General features: G+C 65.1%; 19 protein-coding genes and 1 pseudogene. 18 read left to right on the plus strand and 2 right to left on the minus strand.

Annotation, left to right across the window (positions count from 1 at the left end):
• Positions 1 to 420 precede the first annotated feature (420 nt).
• Positions 421 to 1,572 carry an IS110 family transposase gene (locus KAY22_RS01900; RefSeq protein ID WP_011950467.1) on the minus strand — a complete coding sequence of 384 codons (1,152 nt, stop codon included), beginning with the start codon at positions 1,570 to 1,572 and terminating at the stop codon, positions 421 to 423.
• Positions 1,573 to 1,628: 56 nt separating this feature from the next.
• Here KAY22_RS01900 and KAY22_RS01905 point away from each other — a divergent pair.
• The 9 genes and pseudogenes from KAY22_RS01905 to KAY22_RS01945 form a co-directional block, all read left to right on the plus strand.
• Positions 1,629 to 1,730, plus strand: a pseudogene (locus tag KAY22_RS01905) (DUF3768 domain-containing protein); the annotation flags it as partial.
• A 159-nt stretch (positions 1,731 to 1,889) separates the two neighbouring features.
• The gene (locus KAY22_RS01910) at positions 1,890 to 3,539 is read left to right on the plus strand and encodes a PRTRC system ParB family protein (RefSeq protein ID WP_011950466.1); all 1,650 of its coding nucleotides are present in this window, start codon (positions 1,890 to 1,892) and stop codon (positions 3,537 to 3,539) included.
• A gap of 35 nt (positions 3,540 to 3,574) precedes the next feature.
• On the plus strand, positions 3,575 to 4,000 hold the full coding sequence (locus tag KAY22_RS01915; protein WP_011950465.1) for a PRTRC system protein E: 426 nt from the start codon (positions 3,575 to 3,577) through the stop codon (positions 3,998 to 4,000).
• A gap of 48 nt (positions 4,001 to 4,048) precedes the next feature.
• Complete coding sequence (locus tag KAY22_RS01920; RefSeq protein ID WP_041380136.1) at positions 4,049 to 4,255, plus strand: PRTRC system protein C; 207 nt, start codon at positions 4,049 to 4,051, stop codon at positions 4,253 to 4,255.
• A gap of 2 nt (positions 4,256 to 4,257) precedes the next feature.
• Complete coding sequence (locus KAY22_RS01925) at positions 4,258 to 4,482, plus strand: hypothetical protein (protein ID WP_129927365.1); 225 nt, start codon at positions 4,258 to 4,260, stop codon at positions 4,480 to 4,482.
• Between the two features lie 130 nt (positions 4,483 to 4,612).
• Positions 4,613 to 5,422, plus strand: a complete 810-nt coding sequence (locus KAY22_RS01930; RefSeq protein WP_230461523.1) for a hypothetical protein — start codon at positions 4,613 to 4,615, stop codon at positions 5,420 to 5,422.
• A 7-nt stretch (positions 5,423 to 5,429) separates the two neighbouring features.
• On the plus strand, positions 5,430 to 6,254 hold the full coding sequence (locus KAY22_RS01935) for a PRTRC system protein B (RefSeq protein WP_011950463.1): 825 nt from the start codon (positions 5,430 to 5,432) through the stop codon (positions 6,252 to 6,254).
• Positions 6,251 to 7,006 carry a PRTRC system protein A gene (locus KAY22_RS01940; RefSeq protein WP_017183250.1) on the plus strand — a complete coding sequence of 252 codons (756 nt, stop codon included), beginning with the start codon at positions 6,251 to 6,253 and terminating at the stop codon, positions 7,004 to 7,006. The genes KAY22_RS01935 and KAY22_RS01940 overlap by 4 nt, the downstream gene beginning before the upstream one ends.
• Positions 6,901 to 7,671 (plus strand): PRTRC system ThiF family protein, encoded by a 771-nt coding sequence (locus KAY22_RS01945; RefSeq protein WP_011950461.1) that lies wholly within the window; start codon positions 6,901 to 6,903, stop codon positions 7,669 to 7,671. Before KAY22_RS01940 ends, KAY22_RS01945 begins: the two co-directional genes overlap by 106 nt.
• 67 nt (positions 7,672 to 7,738) lie before the next feature.
• Here KAY22_RS01945 and KAY22_RS01950 read toward each other — a convergent pair whose 3' ends face one another.
• The gene (locus tag KAY22_RS01950) at positions 7,739 to 8,707 is read right to left on the minus strand and encodes a MucR family transcriptional regulator (RefSeq protein WP_232332931.1); all 969 of its coding nucleotides are present in this window, start codon (positions 8,705 to 8,707) and stop codon (positions 7,739 to 7,741) included.
• A 289-nt stretch (positions 8,708 to 8,996) separates the two neighbouring features.
• Here KAY22_RS01950 and KAY22_RS01955 point away from each other — a divergent pair, with 289 nt between their 5' ends.
• From KAY22_RS01955 to KAY22_RS01995, 9 genes are all read left to right on the plus strand, one after another.
• On the plus strand, positions 8,997 to 9,701 hold the full coding sequence (locus tag KAY22_RS01955) for a hypothetical protein (protein ID WP_011950459.1): 705 nt from the start codon (positions 8,997 to 8,999) through the stop codon (positions 9,699 to 9,701).
• Between the two features lie 3 nt (positions 9,702 to 9,704).
• Positions 9,705 to 10,007, plus strand: coding sequence for a hypothetical protein (locus KAY22_RS01960; RefSeq protein WP_017183247.1), 303 nt, complete (start codon positions 9,705 to 9,707; stop codon positions 10,005 to 10,007).
• A 193-nt stretch (positions 10,008 to 10,200) separates the two neighbouring features.
• On the plus strand, positions 10,201 to 11,862 hold the full coding sequence (locus KAY22_RS01965) for an ATP-binding protein (RefSeq protein WP_011950458.1): 1,662 nt from the start codon (positions 10,201 to 10,203) through the stop codon (positions 11,860 to 11,862).
• Between the two features lie 23 nt (positions 11,863 to 11,885).
• On the plus strand, positions 11,886 to 12,080 hold the full coding sequence (locus tag KAY22_RS01970; RefSeq protein ID WP_017183246.1) for a hypothetical protein: 195 nt from the start codon (positions 11,886 to 11,888) through the stop codon (positions 12,078 to 12,080).
• Positions 12,077 to 12,403, plus strand: a complete 327-nt coding sequence (locus tag KAY22_RS01975) for a hypothetical protein (protein WP_011950457.1) — start codon at positions 12,077 to 12,079, stop codon at positions 12,401 to 12,403. Before KAY22_RS01970 ends, KAY22_RS01975 begins: the two co-directional genes overlap by 4 nt.
• Before the next feature lie 137 nt (positions 12,404 to 12,540).
• Positions 12,541 to 13,005: a DUF736 domain-containing protein gene (locus KAY22_RS01980; protein WP_296619446.1), complete on the plus strand. Its 465-nt coding sequence runs from the start codon at positions 12,541 to 12,543 to the stop codon at positions 13,003 to 13,005.
• Positions 13,006 to 13,131: 126 nt separating this feature from the next.
• Entirely contained in the window at positions 13,132 to 13,644 is a 513-nt protein-coding gene (locus KAY22_RS01985) for a hypothetical protein (protein ID WP_026002487.1), read from the plus strand.
• Positions 13,645 to 13,646: 2 nt separating this feature from the next.
• The gene (locus KAY22_RS01990) at positions 13,647 to 14,117 is read left to right on the plus strand and encodes a DUF6878 family protein (protein WP_011950454.1); all 471 of its coding nucleotides are present in this window, start codon (positions 13,647 to 13,649) and stop codon (positions 14,115 to 14,117) included.
• Between the two features lie 3 nt (positions 14,118 to 14,120).
• Positions 14,121 to 14,513, plus strand: a complete 393-nt coding sequence (locus tag KAY22_RS01995; RefSeq protein WP_017183642.1) for a hypothetical protein — start codon at positions 14,121 to 14,123, stop codon at positions 14,511 to 14,513.
• The last annotated feature ends 17 nt before the right edge of the window (positions 14,514 to 14,530 follow it).

Below are 14,530 nucleotides of genomic sequence, written 5' to 3' on the forward strand. Positions count from 1 at the left end.
AGCCTTCACCGATTTTTTCAAGGAGGATTTGGGCTTCATCTTCGTTCCTTCGTCACTACGACGAAGCCCAAATCCTCCTTAATTCACAACCTCAAATCTGTGCCATTGGCGCTGACGCCGGACAGTCAAGAACACATTCTGTGTATCCTTTCCCGTGAGGCTTCCGGCTCCATTGCCGCCGTATTCAGATCCCATCGATTGGCTTCGATCGTTCCGAGGTCAGCTGATGCACAATCCGTGCATAGACTTGTATCCGGTCGAGGCCGAAGCCGCGTACCATAATCCGTATTCACATCCTCGGATCGAGCAAAGGCGGATGCGGACCAAACTACTACTGGGCGTTTCTAGGCGCCATCAATCTTCCCGGTCACGCATCGCACCAACCCGCGTCGCCTTATTGAGCCTGTTGCAACATAGGCATCAGACGGCGCGGAGCTCGGCGCCCTGCGGGACCAGTCCGGTTTCCACGAAGCGCCAAAGCGCGATTAGCAATTTTCGGGCGAGCGCCACAATCCCGACCTTGGCCGCGCGCCCGCCGTTTCCCTTGAAGCGGTTGCGATACCAAACCGCCAACTCGCTGCTTGGCTGATATCGTAGCCAACACCACGCAAGCTCCACCATCAGAACGCGCGTTCCGTGGTTGCCAGCCTTGCTAATGCCCTGATCGCGTGAGACGTCTCCACTCGCGTAGGGCGCGGGGGCCAGCCCAAGAAAAGCAGCGACGTGTCGTCGGCTTTCAAACTTGCGGCAAAACACCTCGGCAACAAGCATCACTGCGCTGTTGGCACCGATGCCCTTGAGTTGCTCGAGACGGATCGCTTTTTCGCGGCACGGAAACGTCGAGGCTTCGTCCAGAACCACATCGGCGCGGTCGCGTTCAATGCTTTTGATCTGTTCATTGAGCAGCTCGAGGCGACCGAAGCACCGCTCAATCTGGCGACGAAGGTTTGGCGGCAGCAGCCGTCCATCGCCGGTACGCATATCGTCGAGTTGCTTTGACCAGTCACCGCCGCTGATCGCTTTGACCGACTGGATGCCTTGTAAGGCCAGTAGTCCCCTAATTCGCGAAATAATCCGGGTGCGCTCGTGCACAAGATCGCCACGCTCGCGCATGACTCGGCGCGCATCTTCCTCATCCGGCGTTGGCACATCCACGACACGACACACGCTTTTGTCACCTGCGAGATAGGCTTTGAGGATACCGATCATGGCTTCGGCGTCGATGCGGTCAGTCTTCACGCGCTTGCCGCGGCGCGATACAAGGAAGCTGGCAGGATCAAGAACGTAAGTATCGATGCCATTTGCCCGCAACAGTCGTGCCAGCCAGAAGCCATCATAGCCGATCTCGAAGCATAGGCGAATGGCGGCGGGCTTACCAATACGCTCGCCCGTCTTGCTTTCGAGATTGCGAAGGTGACCGAGTAGGGCTGCGCTGTCGCCCGCGGGAATCGTACGCAGCGAGATCTTAGCCGCACCTGGCGTAAGCGATGCCACAAGCCAAGTGCGTTTGCTGAGTTCGACGCTGACAATGACAGAGGTCTGAACGCAATAATCCGATGACTGGTTCTCCATGAGACGTTCTCCGCGAAAGTTGACGGTTCAACGGAATAGCCGAAACCGATCTGCATAGGATCTATTACGACATGGCGCTCGAGTGCGGCTCCGAAGACCCGGCAGATGCCTCGATCACTCGGCGCGTCCTCACCGTCATGCTCGCCGACGATTACTGACCGCGTCCGCGGGCAAATCCAACCTTTCGAAATCGACTGCGCGCTCTTCCAGCCCTCCGGGCCGCGCGAGGGGAGGGGGAAGGCGAGCGTGAGGCTCGCAGAACCGAAGGCACGCGACCCCGGCCGACCCGGCCTTCCCATTCCACGAGGAGATCCGTCTTGAGCACTCCAGAACCGAGCTGCGCCACGCTGCCGCTCTCGCGCATCGTCAAGGGCGACAATCCGCGTCGCTATTTCGACCGGAAAAAGCACGACGATCTCGTCGCTTCGATCCGCATTCGTGGCATCCTGCAGCCGATCCTGGTTCGTCCGGCACCCAGCTCGGACGATAGCTACGCCATCGTCGCCGGCGAGCGCCGGTACAGGGCGGCGCTGGAAGCGTTCGGTTCCGACGGCGAGGTGCCCGCGATCATCCGCGAGATGACCGACCAGGAGGCCCTCGAGGCGGCAATCGACGAGAACGACAATCGCGACGACGCCTCGGAGACGGAACAAGCGGACGCGGCCGTTCGCGTGCTCGCCGCATGCCGTAACGATCGCGCCGAGGCCGCGCGGCGTCTGGGCTGGTCGCGGGCCAAGCTCGATCGCCGCCTGGCGCTCGCCGAACTCTCCGAGGCGGTCAAACTTGCGCTCGACGAACGGCGGATCAAGGTCGGCCATGCTGAACTCCTCGCCGCGATCCCCGCCGACAAGCAGGACAAGGCCCTCGAGACCATCCTGGGCTCCGGTCTCGATGTCAGCAAGACCCGCGACCTCCTCATGCGCGTCACCCAGAATCTCGGCGCGGCGTGCTTCGACAAGACCGACTGCACCACCTGTCCGTTCAACTCGGCCGCACAGCGAACCCTGTTCGAAACCCATGTCGATGACGGCCATTGCACCAATCCGGGCTGCTTCCAGCTCAAGACCGAGGCGTGGGAAACCGCCCAACGCGAGGAGCAGGAGCGCGCCGCTGCCGCGGCCAAGGCAGCGGCGCCGCCGCCCGCAGACGACATCGAGGACGAGGAACAGGATGACGACGAAGACGACGCCATCGACCAGAGCCCGCCGGAAGCGGACGATCAGGAAGAGGCAGGCGACCGCGCCTCGCCTTCGGGCACGGCAGCCACGCCCGCATCCACGCCGCCCACTGTCGTTCAATCCAAGGGCAGTATAGTCCAGGCGCACAAGCCAACGGTCACCGTCAAGTCGATCGCCGGCCGCACCAGCGACCTGCGCGAGGCGACGTGGCGCACCGCGCTCGCCCGTGCGCTCGCCGGCAATGCCGCGCACGCCCAGACCGCGATCCTGGTCGCCGCGATGTCGGGCACGCTCTCGCAGATCAAACCGGAGACGCTGAAGGCCCGCGCCGGCCTGCTGGTGGGCGCCTCGTTCCCGGAGCTCGCCTACAGCGCCAAGATCGCGGAGATCCGCGCGTTGCCCGAGGCTCAGGCCGAGAAGGTGCTTTCCGCGATCGGCGCCGCTTATGCCAAGGATGTGCTCACCTTCGGCCATGTCGCCGACCTCGCCCGGACCTTCGACGTCGACCTGCGCGATGTCTGGCAGGTCGATAAGACATTCCTCGAGCGCTACACCAAGGACGAACTCAGGTTCATCGCCCAGGAGTGCGGCCTCGTCGCGCATGTAAGCGAAAAGGCGTTCGCCAAGCTGCTCAGTGCGAAGAAGGCCGACCTGATCGCTGGCATGCTCAACGCCACCGGCTTCGACTGGGCCGGCCGCCTGCCGAGCTCGATGACGCTCGACGGCCAATATGGCCCGCCCCCCGTGCCGGCCCAAGCCGAAGAGCCGCTCTCCCGACAAGCCGCCTGACCCGCTTCTCCAATCTCACACAAGGACCGAACGCCATGCTGATCTCCAGCCTTCTTCCTATGCTCGCCCGCTACTCGCTCGGCTTCGATCTTGTCGCCGGCGCCAACGACACGGTCACCCTGACCATCCTTCCGCGCAAGGCCGAAGGCGCAAAGGACAATCTCGAGGCCAGCGAAACCCGGCCGATCTCGATCACGGCGACCGCCGCAGAAATCGATGCGGAGCTCGCCCGGGGCCCTGACGGCGCGCTCGGCCAGCTCATCGCCTCGCGCCGCACCCTTGCCGATCAGATCGCGGAGCAGCGACAGGCTGCCGAAGCCGCACGGGCGGCCGCCGCCGAGGCAGCCAAAGCCAAGGCGGCTGCGCCCAAGACGCCCGCGCCTGCAGCCTCACCGAAGACGCCGGCTCCCAGCAGCCCGCCGGTCGATGCCAAGGCCGAGGAGCCCGCCAGCCTCTGGTGACGCGCCGCCCTTGAACTTCCCGATCACCACCAGCCCGGAAGGCCAGCCATGCAGATCAACCAGCTCACCCGCGCCTATCGCTACGACGGCATCGACCTGCCCGTGCCGCCGCACCTTGCGGACGACCGCCAAGCTCTGCGCGCCTATCATGCTACCCTCTACCCGGCGATTCTCACTGCCGAGGCGGTGGACGCCGGCGTGTCGGGCACCGCCCACGTCACCGAATATCGCCGCGCCGTCGGCACCAAGGGCTGATCGTGCCCTGCGGCAACGACGCGCCGATCCCCGCCGCACCGCGCAAGACGCTCCTCGAATGGATCGAGCACGACGATGGCAACACGAGCGAGTTCCCCCAGCCTTCCTGCAGCGCCCAGGCCAAGGCGCTTCACGCGCGGATCCTCCCCGATCCCGACAACGGCAAAGGCGAAGCGCCGGAGCCGCTCCAGCCTCCTCCCGGTCTCAGGCTCGCGCCCCTCGGTTGACCTCGCGGGGCGAACGGTCGCGTTATCGGCCGACATTCCCGCGACCTTCGACCAGCCCCTCAGCAATCACCACAAGCTGATCGGCCGCTGGGTCGCGGGGCGAGAGCCGAGCGCCAAGCAATACACCCGTGTGAGTGCCCGCCGCCGCATCGAGCAGGTTTTCAACGCTGCCGTGCTCGAGATCCTGGACCCGATCGAAATCGTCGACCTGCGGATCGCGGTCCTCACCGGCGAAGACGCCAACCCGCCGGCGATCGCGGTCGCGTGTGACAGCCTCGGACAGCTGGATCTCGGCTGGATCGAAACCGGCGAGGCGCCCACCCCCTGGCGTGCCGCGGCCTATGCGGCGCTCGGCGAAACCCTCGGCACCGCGCTCCCGATCTTCGGCTACCAGGACCTCTTCGACGAAATCTCCATGTATTACTGGGACGGGGAGATCGACGACGAGGGCGCGCGCCAGAGCCTGATCGCCTATCACGGCCTCAGCGCCGAGGAACTCGAAGAGCAGACCATGCCTTCGGAGATGAACGCGCGCCGGCCTGACTGGATGATCGGCGCGAACGCGGCGAAACCGGCCGCCCTTCCGAAGGGCCTGCGCGAGGCGCTCTGCCAGCTTCGCGACGCGCACAAGGCGCTCAAGCGGCTGCCATCGGACCGCAACGCCTGGCACTTCGATACCGACATTCTCTACGAATATGTGCCGGGGATCGAGGAATGCTCGTCCCTGCCGCCGTTGACGCTCGTGCCTTTCGATGAGTTCGCGCGCGAGCTCGACGATGTCGCCCGCCACGGCATGGAAATGGGCTTCATGGACGTCTGCGGCATCTGCCCGCTGCCCGATGTCAGCCGGATCGACGACTGGTTCGCAAGCCTGCGCCTCGGCGTCCAGTTCCTGCTCGCCGCCCAGGACCTCGTCCGCTTCGACCCACCCAATCCGTGAGGCCGTCATGTCCGATCACAGCAGCCACTTCGAAACCACTGGCGGCGGTCTCGTCCTGACCAACGCCGTTCTGCTCTATCAGGCGGGAACGCCCCGCACGCCCAGCCCTTATGGCGCTCCAAGGCCGGATGCGGCGGCCTTCGCCAGCATGCATGCCGTCGAGCACGATGCGGACGGGCGTCCGACGATCGCCGCCGGCGTGCCCCTGTCGCGGGCACAGCTGCGCCAATGGACAGAGGCGCTGGGCCGGACCGCGGTTCCAGAGATCCTGCCGGCCAATGTGCTTGTCTCCCACCCGGACGTCCTCGCCTGGTGGGTGCCGGAGCAGGTGCGCCAAGCCTATTTTGCGCTGTCGTCGCCCCCCGATGGCCTTCGGGCGCTCGCACGGCGCACTACCGTCGCGGTGCCATACCCGGCCCATCTGTTCGTCGCCACGCGCTCCGGCCTCGGCGTTTACGCGCTTGCCGCAAGCGAGCGCCCTGCCGCCGACACGCCGGTGCTCCATTCGCCGATCCTCAACGTCTTCATCCAAGGCCGGCTGTGCTGGGGCAACATCCCGAGGCCGAAAACACTGGGCGTTGCCGCCATCTCGGAATTCGAGCGCGCGGTGTTCGACAGCTGGTCAACTCACCCCAACCCCGGCCAGGAGCGGACGGTCACGGGGAAGGGCGGCCTGGTCAGGCTCTGGGACGATCTTGCCGCGCGCGGCGCGCGTCGTTTTCCGGTGAAGCGGCTCCGATCCTTCCATCCTGCCGCCGGCCAGCGGCAAGTCCGTCCCGCCGCTGATGCGGTCACGGTCGGTATGCTCGTTGCCGCAGCGGCAGGGAGATGATCATGATCGCCGAAGATCCGACCGCGGCGGCACTGCTCGCTGTCGTGCCCTGCTATCCGGTGCCATCGAGCGGTGGCTCGCCGGCACTCGACGCGCTTCGCGGCAGCCGTGCCGGCCACGGCCTTGCGGTGGGCAAGGATGGCGTAATGCTCATCCTGCGCCGGCCATGGCTTGCTCTCGATGCGCCGGTGACGCCGCCGATCGCCGCCTATCTTCCTTATGGCAGCATCGGGTCACCCAAGGCCGACCTGCGCTGCGGACTGATCCCTGGCGAGCATCTGGCTGCGATCCTCGATCACTTCCGGGCGGCTCTGCCCAACGAGGCTGCGGCCTTCATCCTCTGGAACGAGACGACCAACACGTTCGCGGTCGATTTTCCGGCAATCGACGACGCCACGCCGACACGCCTCGTCTATCGCCCCCCGGTCTGCGAGCCGGGCTGGCACATGGTCTGCGACATCCACAGCCACGGGCGGGGGCCCGCCTATTTCAGCGCGACCGACGATGCGGACGACGCCCACGCTACGAAAATTTCGCTCGTCATCGGCCGGCTCCACGATCCCGCTGGCCCGGTCATGGCAGCGCGGCTCTGCGCGGGCGGCATGTTCCTGGCCGTACCGCGCAGTCCATTTTCCGGAGACAATCCATGCAGCCTGAGAGCCCCAAGCGCCACTATCTTCCCGCCGCCTTCGACAACAGCGCTGTCCGAATCCTGCTCGTGGGATGCGGTGGAAACGGAGCGCAAATGCTGATGGGGCTCGCCTCGCTCGATACCGCATTGCGCGCAATTTCCTCACGCTCGCTCGAGGTCACCGTGGTCGACGAAGACATCGTCACCGAGGCGAATCTCGGCCGCCAGCCCTTCTACCGCTGCGATCTCGGCAATTCGAAGGCGAGGACGCTGACCGAACGGATCAACCTTGCCCATGGTCTGGCCTGGAAGGCGGTCCACGGCCGCGCACCCGGAGCGATCGGCGTCGACAACAGCCATGTGCTCATCAGCTGCGTCGACACGGCCTCGGCCCGCCGCGCGCTGGGCGCGGCGCTGCAGGATGCGCGGAACCCGCCCATCTATTGGTTGGACCTCGGCAACCGCGCCAGCGACGGCCAATATCTGATCGGATGCCCGGGCCGTGGAACCGGCCGCGACGATAATCGCCTTCCAACGGTGCTCGAGGCTTTTCCCGAACTCGCCGACGAGGGCCTGGCCGAAGACGATGCGCCCTCCTGTTCGGTCGCCGAGGCGCTCGAGCGCCAGTCGCTCTTCGTCAACCGGGTGCTTGCGAGCCACGCGCTGGCGCTCCTGTTCGATCTGCTCGGACGCGGGTCGATTGGCCACGCCGGCGCCTTCGTGAATCTTGCCACCGGGTACAGCGTTCCGATCCCGCTACCTATGAAGGTCGTTTCCCTGTGCTAAAGCAGGTGGCTCGCCACCCCTGTGAACGGTGATGGTCCGGTTGCGTCACCGCGCTCGGACCATAGCATTATTCTGCCGAGGCCGTTTCAGCAGGAGCGATTTCGACCGGTGCTGTCGGCGGGGTGTCAGCTTTCGTCGCACGGCTGCGCTTTGGCTTTGCAGGCTCGACAGCCGCTGCCGGTTTCCCTTTGCCGATGGCGGCCTTGGCGTTCGACGTTTTTGGCGAGGCCTTTGCAGGGGCTGCCTTCGCGCGCGGCCCGCGAGCGGGCGTCGCCTTCACTTGCGCAGCTTCGCTGGCAGTCGCTTCGGGCGTTGGGGCCGGCTCGCCTGCCGGCGCCGCAACGGTCTCGGCGACAGCGCTGGGCTTGCCCTTCCCGGCTACGGCATTGGGCTTCGCCTTAGTTGCCGGGGCAGAGGCATTCACTCGAGCCTTGCGCACCGGCGCGGGCACTTCCGCGACCACTTCCGCAGGCGCCACTTCGGCTGCCGGGGCTTCGCTGCCCGCCTCGGCTAGCGCCGGATTAGCGGCGACGTCCTTCCGCTTGCCGCCAAGACCAAGTTTCAGGGCGGCCTCCCGGCGCGCGGCGGAATAACCGGGTGCGACCATGGGATAGTCCGCGGGCAGATCATAGCGCGCGCGATATTCTGCGGGCGTCAGGCCGTGAGTCGAGAGATGGCGTTTCAGGGACTTATAAGGCTTGCCGTCGATCAGGCTCAGTATCTGATCGGGCGACGCAAGGCTTGCATCTACCGTCACCGCTGGCTTGAACTCGGGGGCTGGTGTCGGCGGCACAGCCGCTGGTTCAACTGACACCGGCGCGGACACTGTCTCTTCAGGGGCTGGCGACACCACTGGTGCATCGCCCAACAAGGCTTTTCGAGTTCCCTCGACCAGCGCGGGCAGTTCGCTGCTCGGCACGGTGTTGTTCGCAAAATAGGCGCTGAGCAGCGCCACGGTCAGAGACATCACGTCCGACTGTTCGGCCTCGGCCATGCAGGTTCCTTCTTTTGTTTGGATAGACTGGTCTTGACCCATGCGTGATTGCGCAAGCGTAAACAGATACGTGCCGTCATTCGGCGTGCAAGTCAAAGGGAGGGAGAAAGAAACTCATGGATGGCGTGGCGATTGGGCCGCGCAACTGTCTCATCGAGAAAATTTATGGCGGACAGCTTCGTTGAGGGGCTCTTTCTCCTTCACCTGCTTAAGCAAATGAAGCTGCATTGAGTGAAGAGCCTCTCACCAACGAAATCGAGGCGTCTCTTCCGGGCGCCTGACATTCTCCGCCCGCGAACGGCGGAAAACCAATCATCCGAGGAAATATGTAATGACCGACACCACTTCGTCGGGCGCGCCCGCGCGCCTCTATAGCCAGACCCCATATGACGATCGAGGCAACTTCCATTATCAGGGCGATCTCTATCGTCCCAGTGATAATCTTGCGACCCTCGCTGGCCGCATCGAACCGCATCTGGCGCGGTGCTTTCCGAACGCGTCCTTTGCGATCCAGACCCAGAAATTCGCGGGAGGACGCAAGATCACCGCTGAGATCCTCGACTGGCCCGAGGATCTGACCGGGCGTGACGCTCAGGAGGCCGCGCAGGTCGCGATCCGCGACCAGATGGAGCGGTTCGGAACTACCCGCACCAACCCTCTACAGGACTTCTGGTCCTGCTCCTTCTACTGCGAAGCGCGCATTGGACAGGTTTATTGGTCGGCGCTCGCGAAACGCAACGGACTGAAGAATCCGGTCGACGCGATCGTATCGCTGGCCGCCTTCAAGAAGCGCGTAAAAGCGGGCGACGCCCTCAAACTGGTCGATGCGCCGGCAGGGCATCGCGCAATTGGGACCACGCGGACGATCACCAAGGTGCGCTCGGGCGATCTGATCCTCGAAGGCAAATCCTATCTCGGTTTCCCGCGGGCGTCGGCTTTCGCGTGCGATGGCAAGTTCGTTCGCATCTCGATCGGATCGGAATATGAGCCGGACGCCCATCTGCTGTACGAGTGGATAGTGCAAAAGGCCGCGTGAGACATGGCCCTCATCGTCAAGGGCGGCGCCGTCTGCCAGAGCCCTCCGCGTCGGCGCCGACCATTCCGTATCGTGCAGAAGGGCTATCCCGACATCTGGGCGGCTGACTGGGCTGACGCCTCGCGCCTTTACTGCGATCGGCGGGACATGAACGGCCTGGGCGCAAGTATGTTCCCTGAAGCCACCCTGCTCCTCGAACACATGCCTGTCGGCCGCATCAGCTACAACGGCCGTATCTGGCTTCCAGGCGAGTGGCGTCCGGACGACCGGCCACTGTACGATAACCAGATCGCGTCCGGCACCTGACCGCGCGCTCTGGTCCTCCCATCCGAAATCGCCGTCCCGAGGAAACTCCATATCCGCAAGCGGCGTCCGAACGGCGAGCGCTACGTCCACATCGAGACCGAGGCCGAGACCAGCGCCGCTGTGCCTGATCGGTTGCGAAAGGGGAGAAGGGGAGGGCCGGGGGAGCAGGTCCGCTCTTGTCCAGGAGACCCCGATGCCCCTTCCCACCGTCATCCACAGCCAGGTCGATCCCGCCGCGATCACCAAGGTGACGCGCCTCTTCAACAACACGCTGGTCGACACCCTGGCTGAGCTCATCCAGAATTCGCGCAGAGCCGGCGCGACGGTCATCGATCTCGATGTTGCCGAGGCCGACGGGCAGAGCTGGCTTGTCATCGCGGATGACGGCGCGGGTATCGCCGATCCCGCCGTGATCCTGGCGCTCGGGCGCTCGGGCTGGGACGACAACATCGCGCGGCGCGAAGACCCTGCCGGCATGGGCGTCTTCAGCCTTGCCGGTCGCCATGTCGAAATCCGCTCCTGCCCGCGCGGTCCGGGCGAGGGCTGGGCTATCACCATCGGACCAGACCATTGGGAATCGGGCGCACCGATAGCTGTCGCCCCCTGCGATCATGGCTTCGGAACTGCAATCCGTCTTCTGCTCGACGACGATTGCACTAGGAATCTCGAAGCAGTGGCCAGCGGCGCGGCGCGCTATTGTCCCACACCGATCCGTTTCAACGGCGTACCCCTTACGCAAGCCGACTGGCTCGCCGGGGCCGATGTGGTCGAGGAGGTCGATGGCGTGCGGATCGGCCTGTTCACCGACGGGCGCACGACGCCCCATCAACCGCGCATCAATTTTCACGGCCTCACGGTTCCTTGCGTCCTGCCGTCAGTCGACGAGAAGGATCGCCATTGGTGGGCCCGGGTCGATATCGTCGATGCGCCGGCCCTGCAGCTCGTCCTGCCGGCCCGCAAGGAGATGGTCGAAAACGCCGCCCTCGAAGCGCTTCGCAATAGGGTGCTCAAGACGATCTACCGGCACATCGCCTCGCTCGGCAGCCATCGACTGTCTCATGCGCAGTGGACCGAGGCCGCCCAGCTTGGCGTCGATCTGCCCGAGGCGACGCCGCTCTTGCGGGCATGGATCCCGGCGACTGCCGACCAGAACAGCGGGCGCGAGAGTCAGGGGCTCATCCCCGCCGATAACCTGATGCTCGTCGATGACTTCGGTCCGCCACTCGAACAATGCGCGGCGTTCGCGCTTGCCCGCGATGGCCGTCTGAGAGGACGCTTGGCTGACCCCGACACTGCCATGGCCGGATATAGCTGGTACGACGCACTGCAGCGCATCGCCGCGCTCCGCTTCGAGATCGAGCGCGATGGCCGCGCCCATGTCTTCGACTGCACCGAGCTACCCGGTCTCGAAAGCGGCCCGGTCGAACGGCTCGACCTCGTGCTTGAAATCACAGGTCCGCAGCCCGAAACGATTACCGTCCCGGCACCTGTCGTCATCGAATATGACGATGGCCTGTTCTGGACCTTCGAAGATGCGAATATCCTGCTGGGCTCTCGCGACGCCGTCTCGCCCGAGGAGCTGGTTGATCTGCTGGAAGCCGCTTGCTTCTGCGCGAGCGACGATCGCGACGCTGATAGCTGGGAGACCCAAAACGACCGCTTCCTTCTCGACGCCAGGGAAATGGCTACCCGCCTTCTGCTCGGCGACGATGCCGCGCTCGTCGAGCGCCTGCGGGCGATCATCGCTTATCGCGCCCAATGGTTCGTGCCCGAAGGCCGGCAGTTCTCGGCGGTGATCGGCCGCGACGCGATCGCCATCGAGCTCCAGCCCACCAACCAGGTGGCGGCATCCTGACGGCATAATTGGAGGACCAAGCCATGCGATCCATCAAACGAGCGGCGCCGGCCGATCGCGCCGCCGTGGCGGAGGCGATTGACCATCTGCGCGCCGCGCGTAACCTTCTCGCCAGGAGCGGCGCCCCGCGTGCCGCCAGGGCCGTTCGCAAGGCACTGCGCAGCGCCGAAGGCGCGGCCCGGCACGTCAACCATCGTATCCGCAGGAGCCAGACATGAGCCGCTACGAACTGAAGCCGAGGCCCGGAAACGGTGTCATCAAGGCGGTGATCGGATGGGATCGCCCGCTGCAGAGCTTCTTCGCGCAAGTCTTCACGCCCACCGAAGACGAGCCCGACGAGGGCGAAGCAACGATCTGGCTCGGCACGGAGCCGGGGGAACTGCCGACCCCCGAGGCCGCGATCCGCGTCGTCGAAGCCTATGCGGACATTCCCGAAACGCTGGCGGCGTCCCTCGCCGCCGACCGGCACGCGACCATCGGGATGGTGGACGGCGTCCACCAGACGCGAGCCAAATTGAGTCTCTTCGGCACTCGCTCCTAAACCCCCCGAGGCCGCTGAAGCGGGCCTCGGAAATGGCGCTTGCGCGCCTGCTCGGCCGAACGGCCGAGGAGGGGAGTGGGGAAGGAGGAAGTTGGCTCGGACACAGTGTTCGAGACCGGCTTTCAGGAGACTTTCCCATGAATATCGGTTCGATCAAGCAGAATGACGCCGGCATTTTCGTCGGCAAGATCGCGACGCTGACGATTGCCATGACGATCGCGCTGCGCGAGGTGCACTCGGCCAATCCGAAGGCGCCGAAGTACGAGGTGCTGGCGCTGTCGGCATCGCGGGCGTGGGTGCAGGTGGGTGCGCTGTTCGAGCTTTTCTCTAACGGCACGGGCGAGGCGTTCCTCAACGGCAAGATCGAGGATCCGAGCCTGGCCGCGCCGCTCTACGTGTCGGCGTTCCGTCAGGAGGACGGCAGCTACAACGTCGTGTGGTCGCGCCCGACGCGCCGCCGCGACCTCGCCTCGGAGATGGCGCCCAAGGCCGACGAGGGCCTGCCGCCGCTGCCCGGTGCCGACGAGACCGCCGGCCCCGCCACACAGGGCACCGAAGCCGGCCTCGGACAGTCCTCCGCAAGCCATGCCTTCGCTGGCTGATCGCACACGCCAAGTCACGAAAGGCCCTCGCTCTTCGCGGAGCGGGGGCTTTTCGCAATTTCCCCGGCCGTGCGGCCGCAGAGGAGAGGGGGCTTGGGCTGGTTGCTCACCGAATTGGAGAAGGCCATGTCCGACATCATCGATCTGGGCGGCGCGCCAGCGAACGAGGATTGCGCCCAGCTCGGGCACACATCCGACTTCGAGCGATTGAACCGCCTTGAGGTCGCCACCTACCGCGCGGCAATCATCGCCCGTTTCGGTCCGCCGCCTGACGGCTGCGCGCTGCTCACATTGACCAACCGGCACGATTTCGGCGTCTATTACACGCTCGGTCTCAAGGTCGATGCAAGCGCCACGCGGCGCGATTCCACCGTCGCCACCTATGCGGAGACCGTCGAGAACGGCCTTGGCAGCTGGATCGAGGCCGGCTTCGCCGCGCCGGTCTGCTATGAGGACGGGGAGGCCCCCAAGGTCGAGCGAAGCTCGATCGACGACATCGTCATGGGGGCGCTCCTCGCCACGCGGCCCGGCCCCGACGGACACTTCCCGGTCGCCGACTTCGCGATACTCCACCGCAATCTGGCTGCAGGCTATCCCCGCAGCGCCGAGGCCGCACAGCGCCTCCCCGAGGAGATTTGACCATGACCGCGACAGATCAATCTGCCGATGCCGCCATCACCGATCCGATCGAGGCCGAGTTGCAGGCGGCCCTGTCCGCCGTGCGGACAGTCGAGGCGCGCTGCAAGGATGCCTTCCTCCCGCATCTGCTCGATCATGGCATTGTCCGTGTCGAAATCCACTACGATGGCGGCGGCGACCAAGGCAGCGTCGGTGATGTCAATGCCTACACGCTGGAAGGCGAGATCGCGCTGCCGCGCATCCTCTGCGATCACCATAGCCTCGCCTATAGCGGCGAAGTGTCGACCCGCACGATCGACCTCGAGGATGCTCTGAGCGCCTTCGTCGACAACGCCATCTGCGCGCGGCACGCCGGCTGGGAGGACGGGGAGGGCGCTTATGGCACCATCGCCATAGACGTCGCCAGCGGCGCGGTGACCCTCACGCACAACAGCCGGTTCATCGACTATGACACGACCGAGGCGGAGCTATAGGCGATGTCGCACTGCTATTATCACGCGCTCAGCTCCGTGAAGCGCTGGGGCGGCGAGGCCGAGGACTATCTGCCCCTCCACCAATGGTTCGACGAGTCGAAGAAGATCGTCGCGGACCCCCGCCACCGTTCCTTGCGCCACCATGCAGAGGGCATATTCATGCTCGAGACGGTCTTCGGCGTGACGATCCGAAACGCTGATGGACGGGATATCCCGGTGCGGTTGATCGGGGAACAGCACGTCCAAGAGGATCTTGGCCGTATTCCCTCCTTCGCTGACTGGGCGCGGCTCATCCAGCCGATGCCGTGGATTCTTCGGGGCAACCCGGCCGGGTCACCGGGATTGGATCCAGATGTTGAAAACATGTGCCGGGTTGCTCCAGCGACGCAATTGTAGTAACATGGCTACATGCC

The organism is Rhizorhabdus sp., assembly GCF_018006725.1.
Taxonomy (GTDB): Bacteria; Pseudomonadota; Alphaproteobacteria; order Sphingomonadales; family Sphingomonadaceae; genus Rhizorhabdus.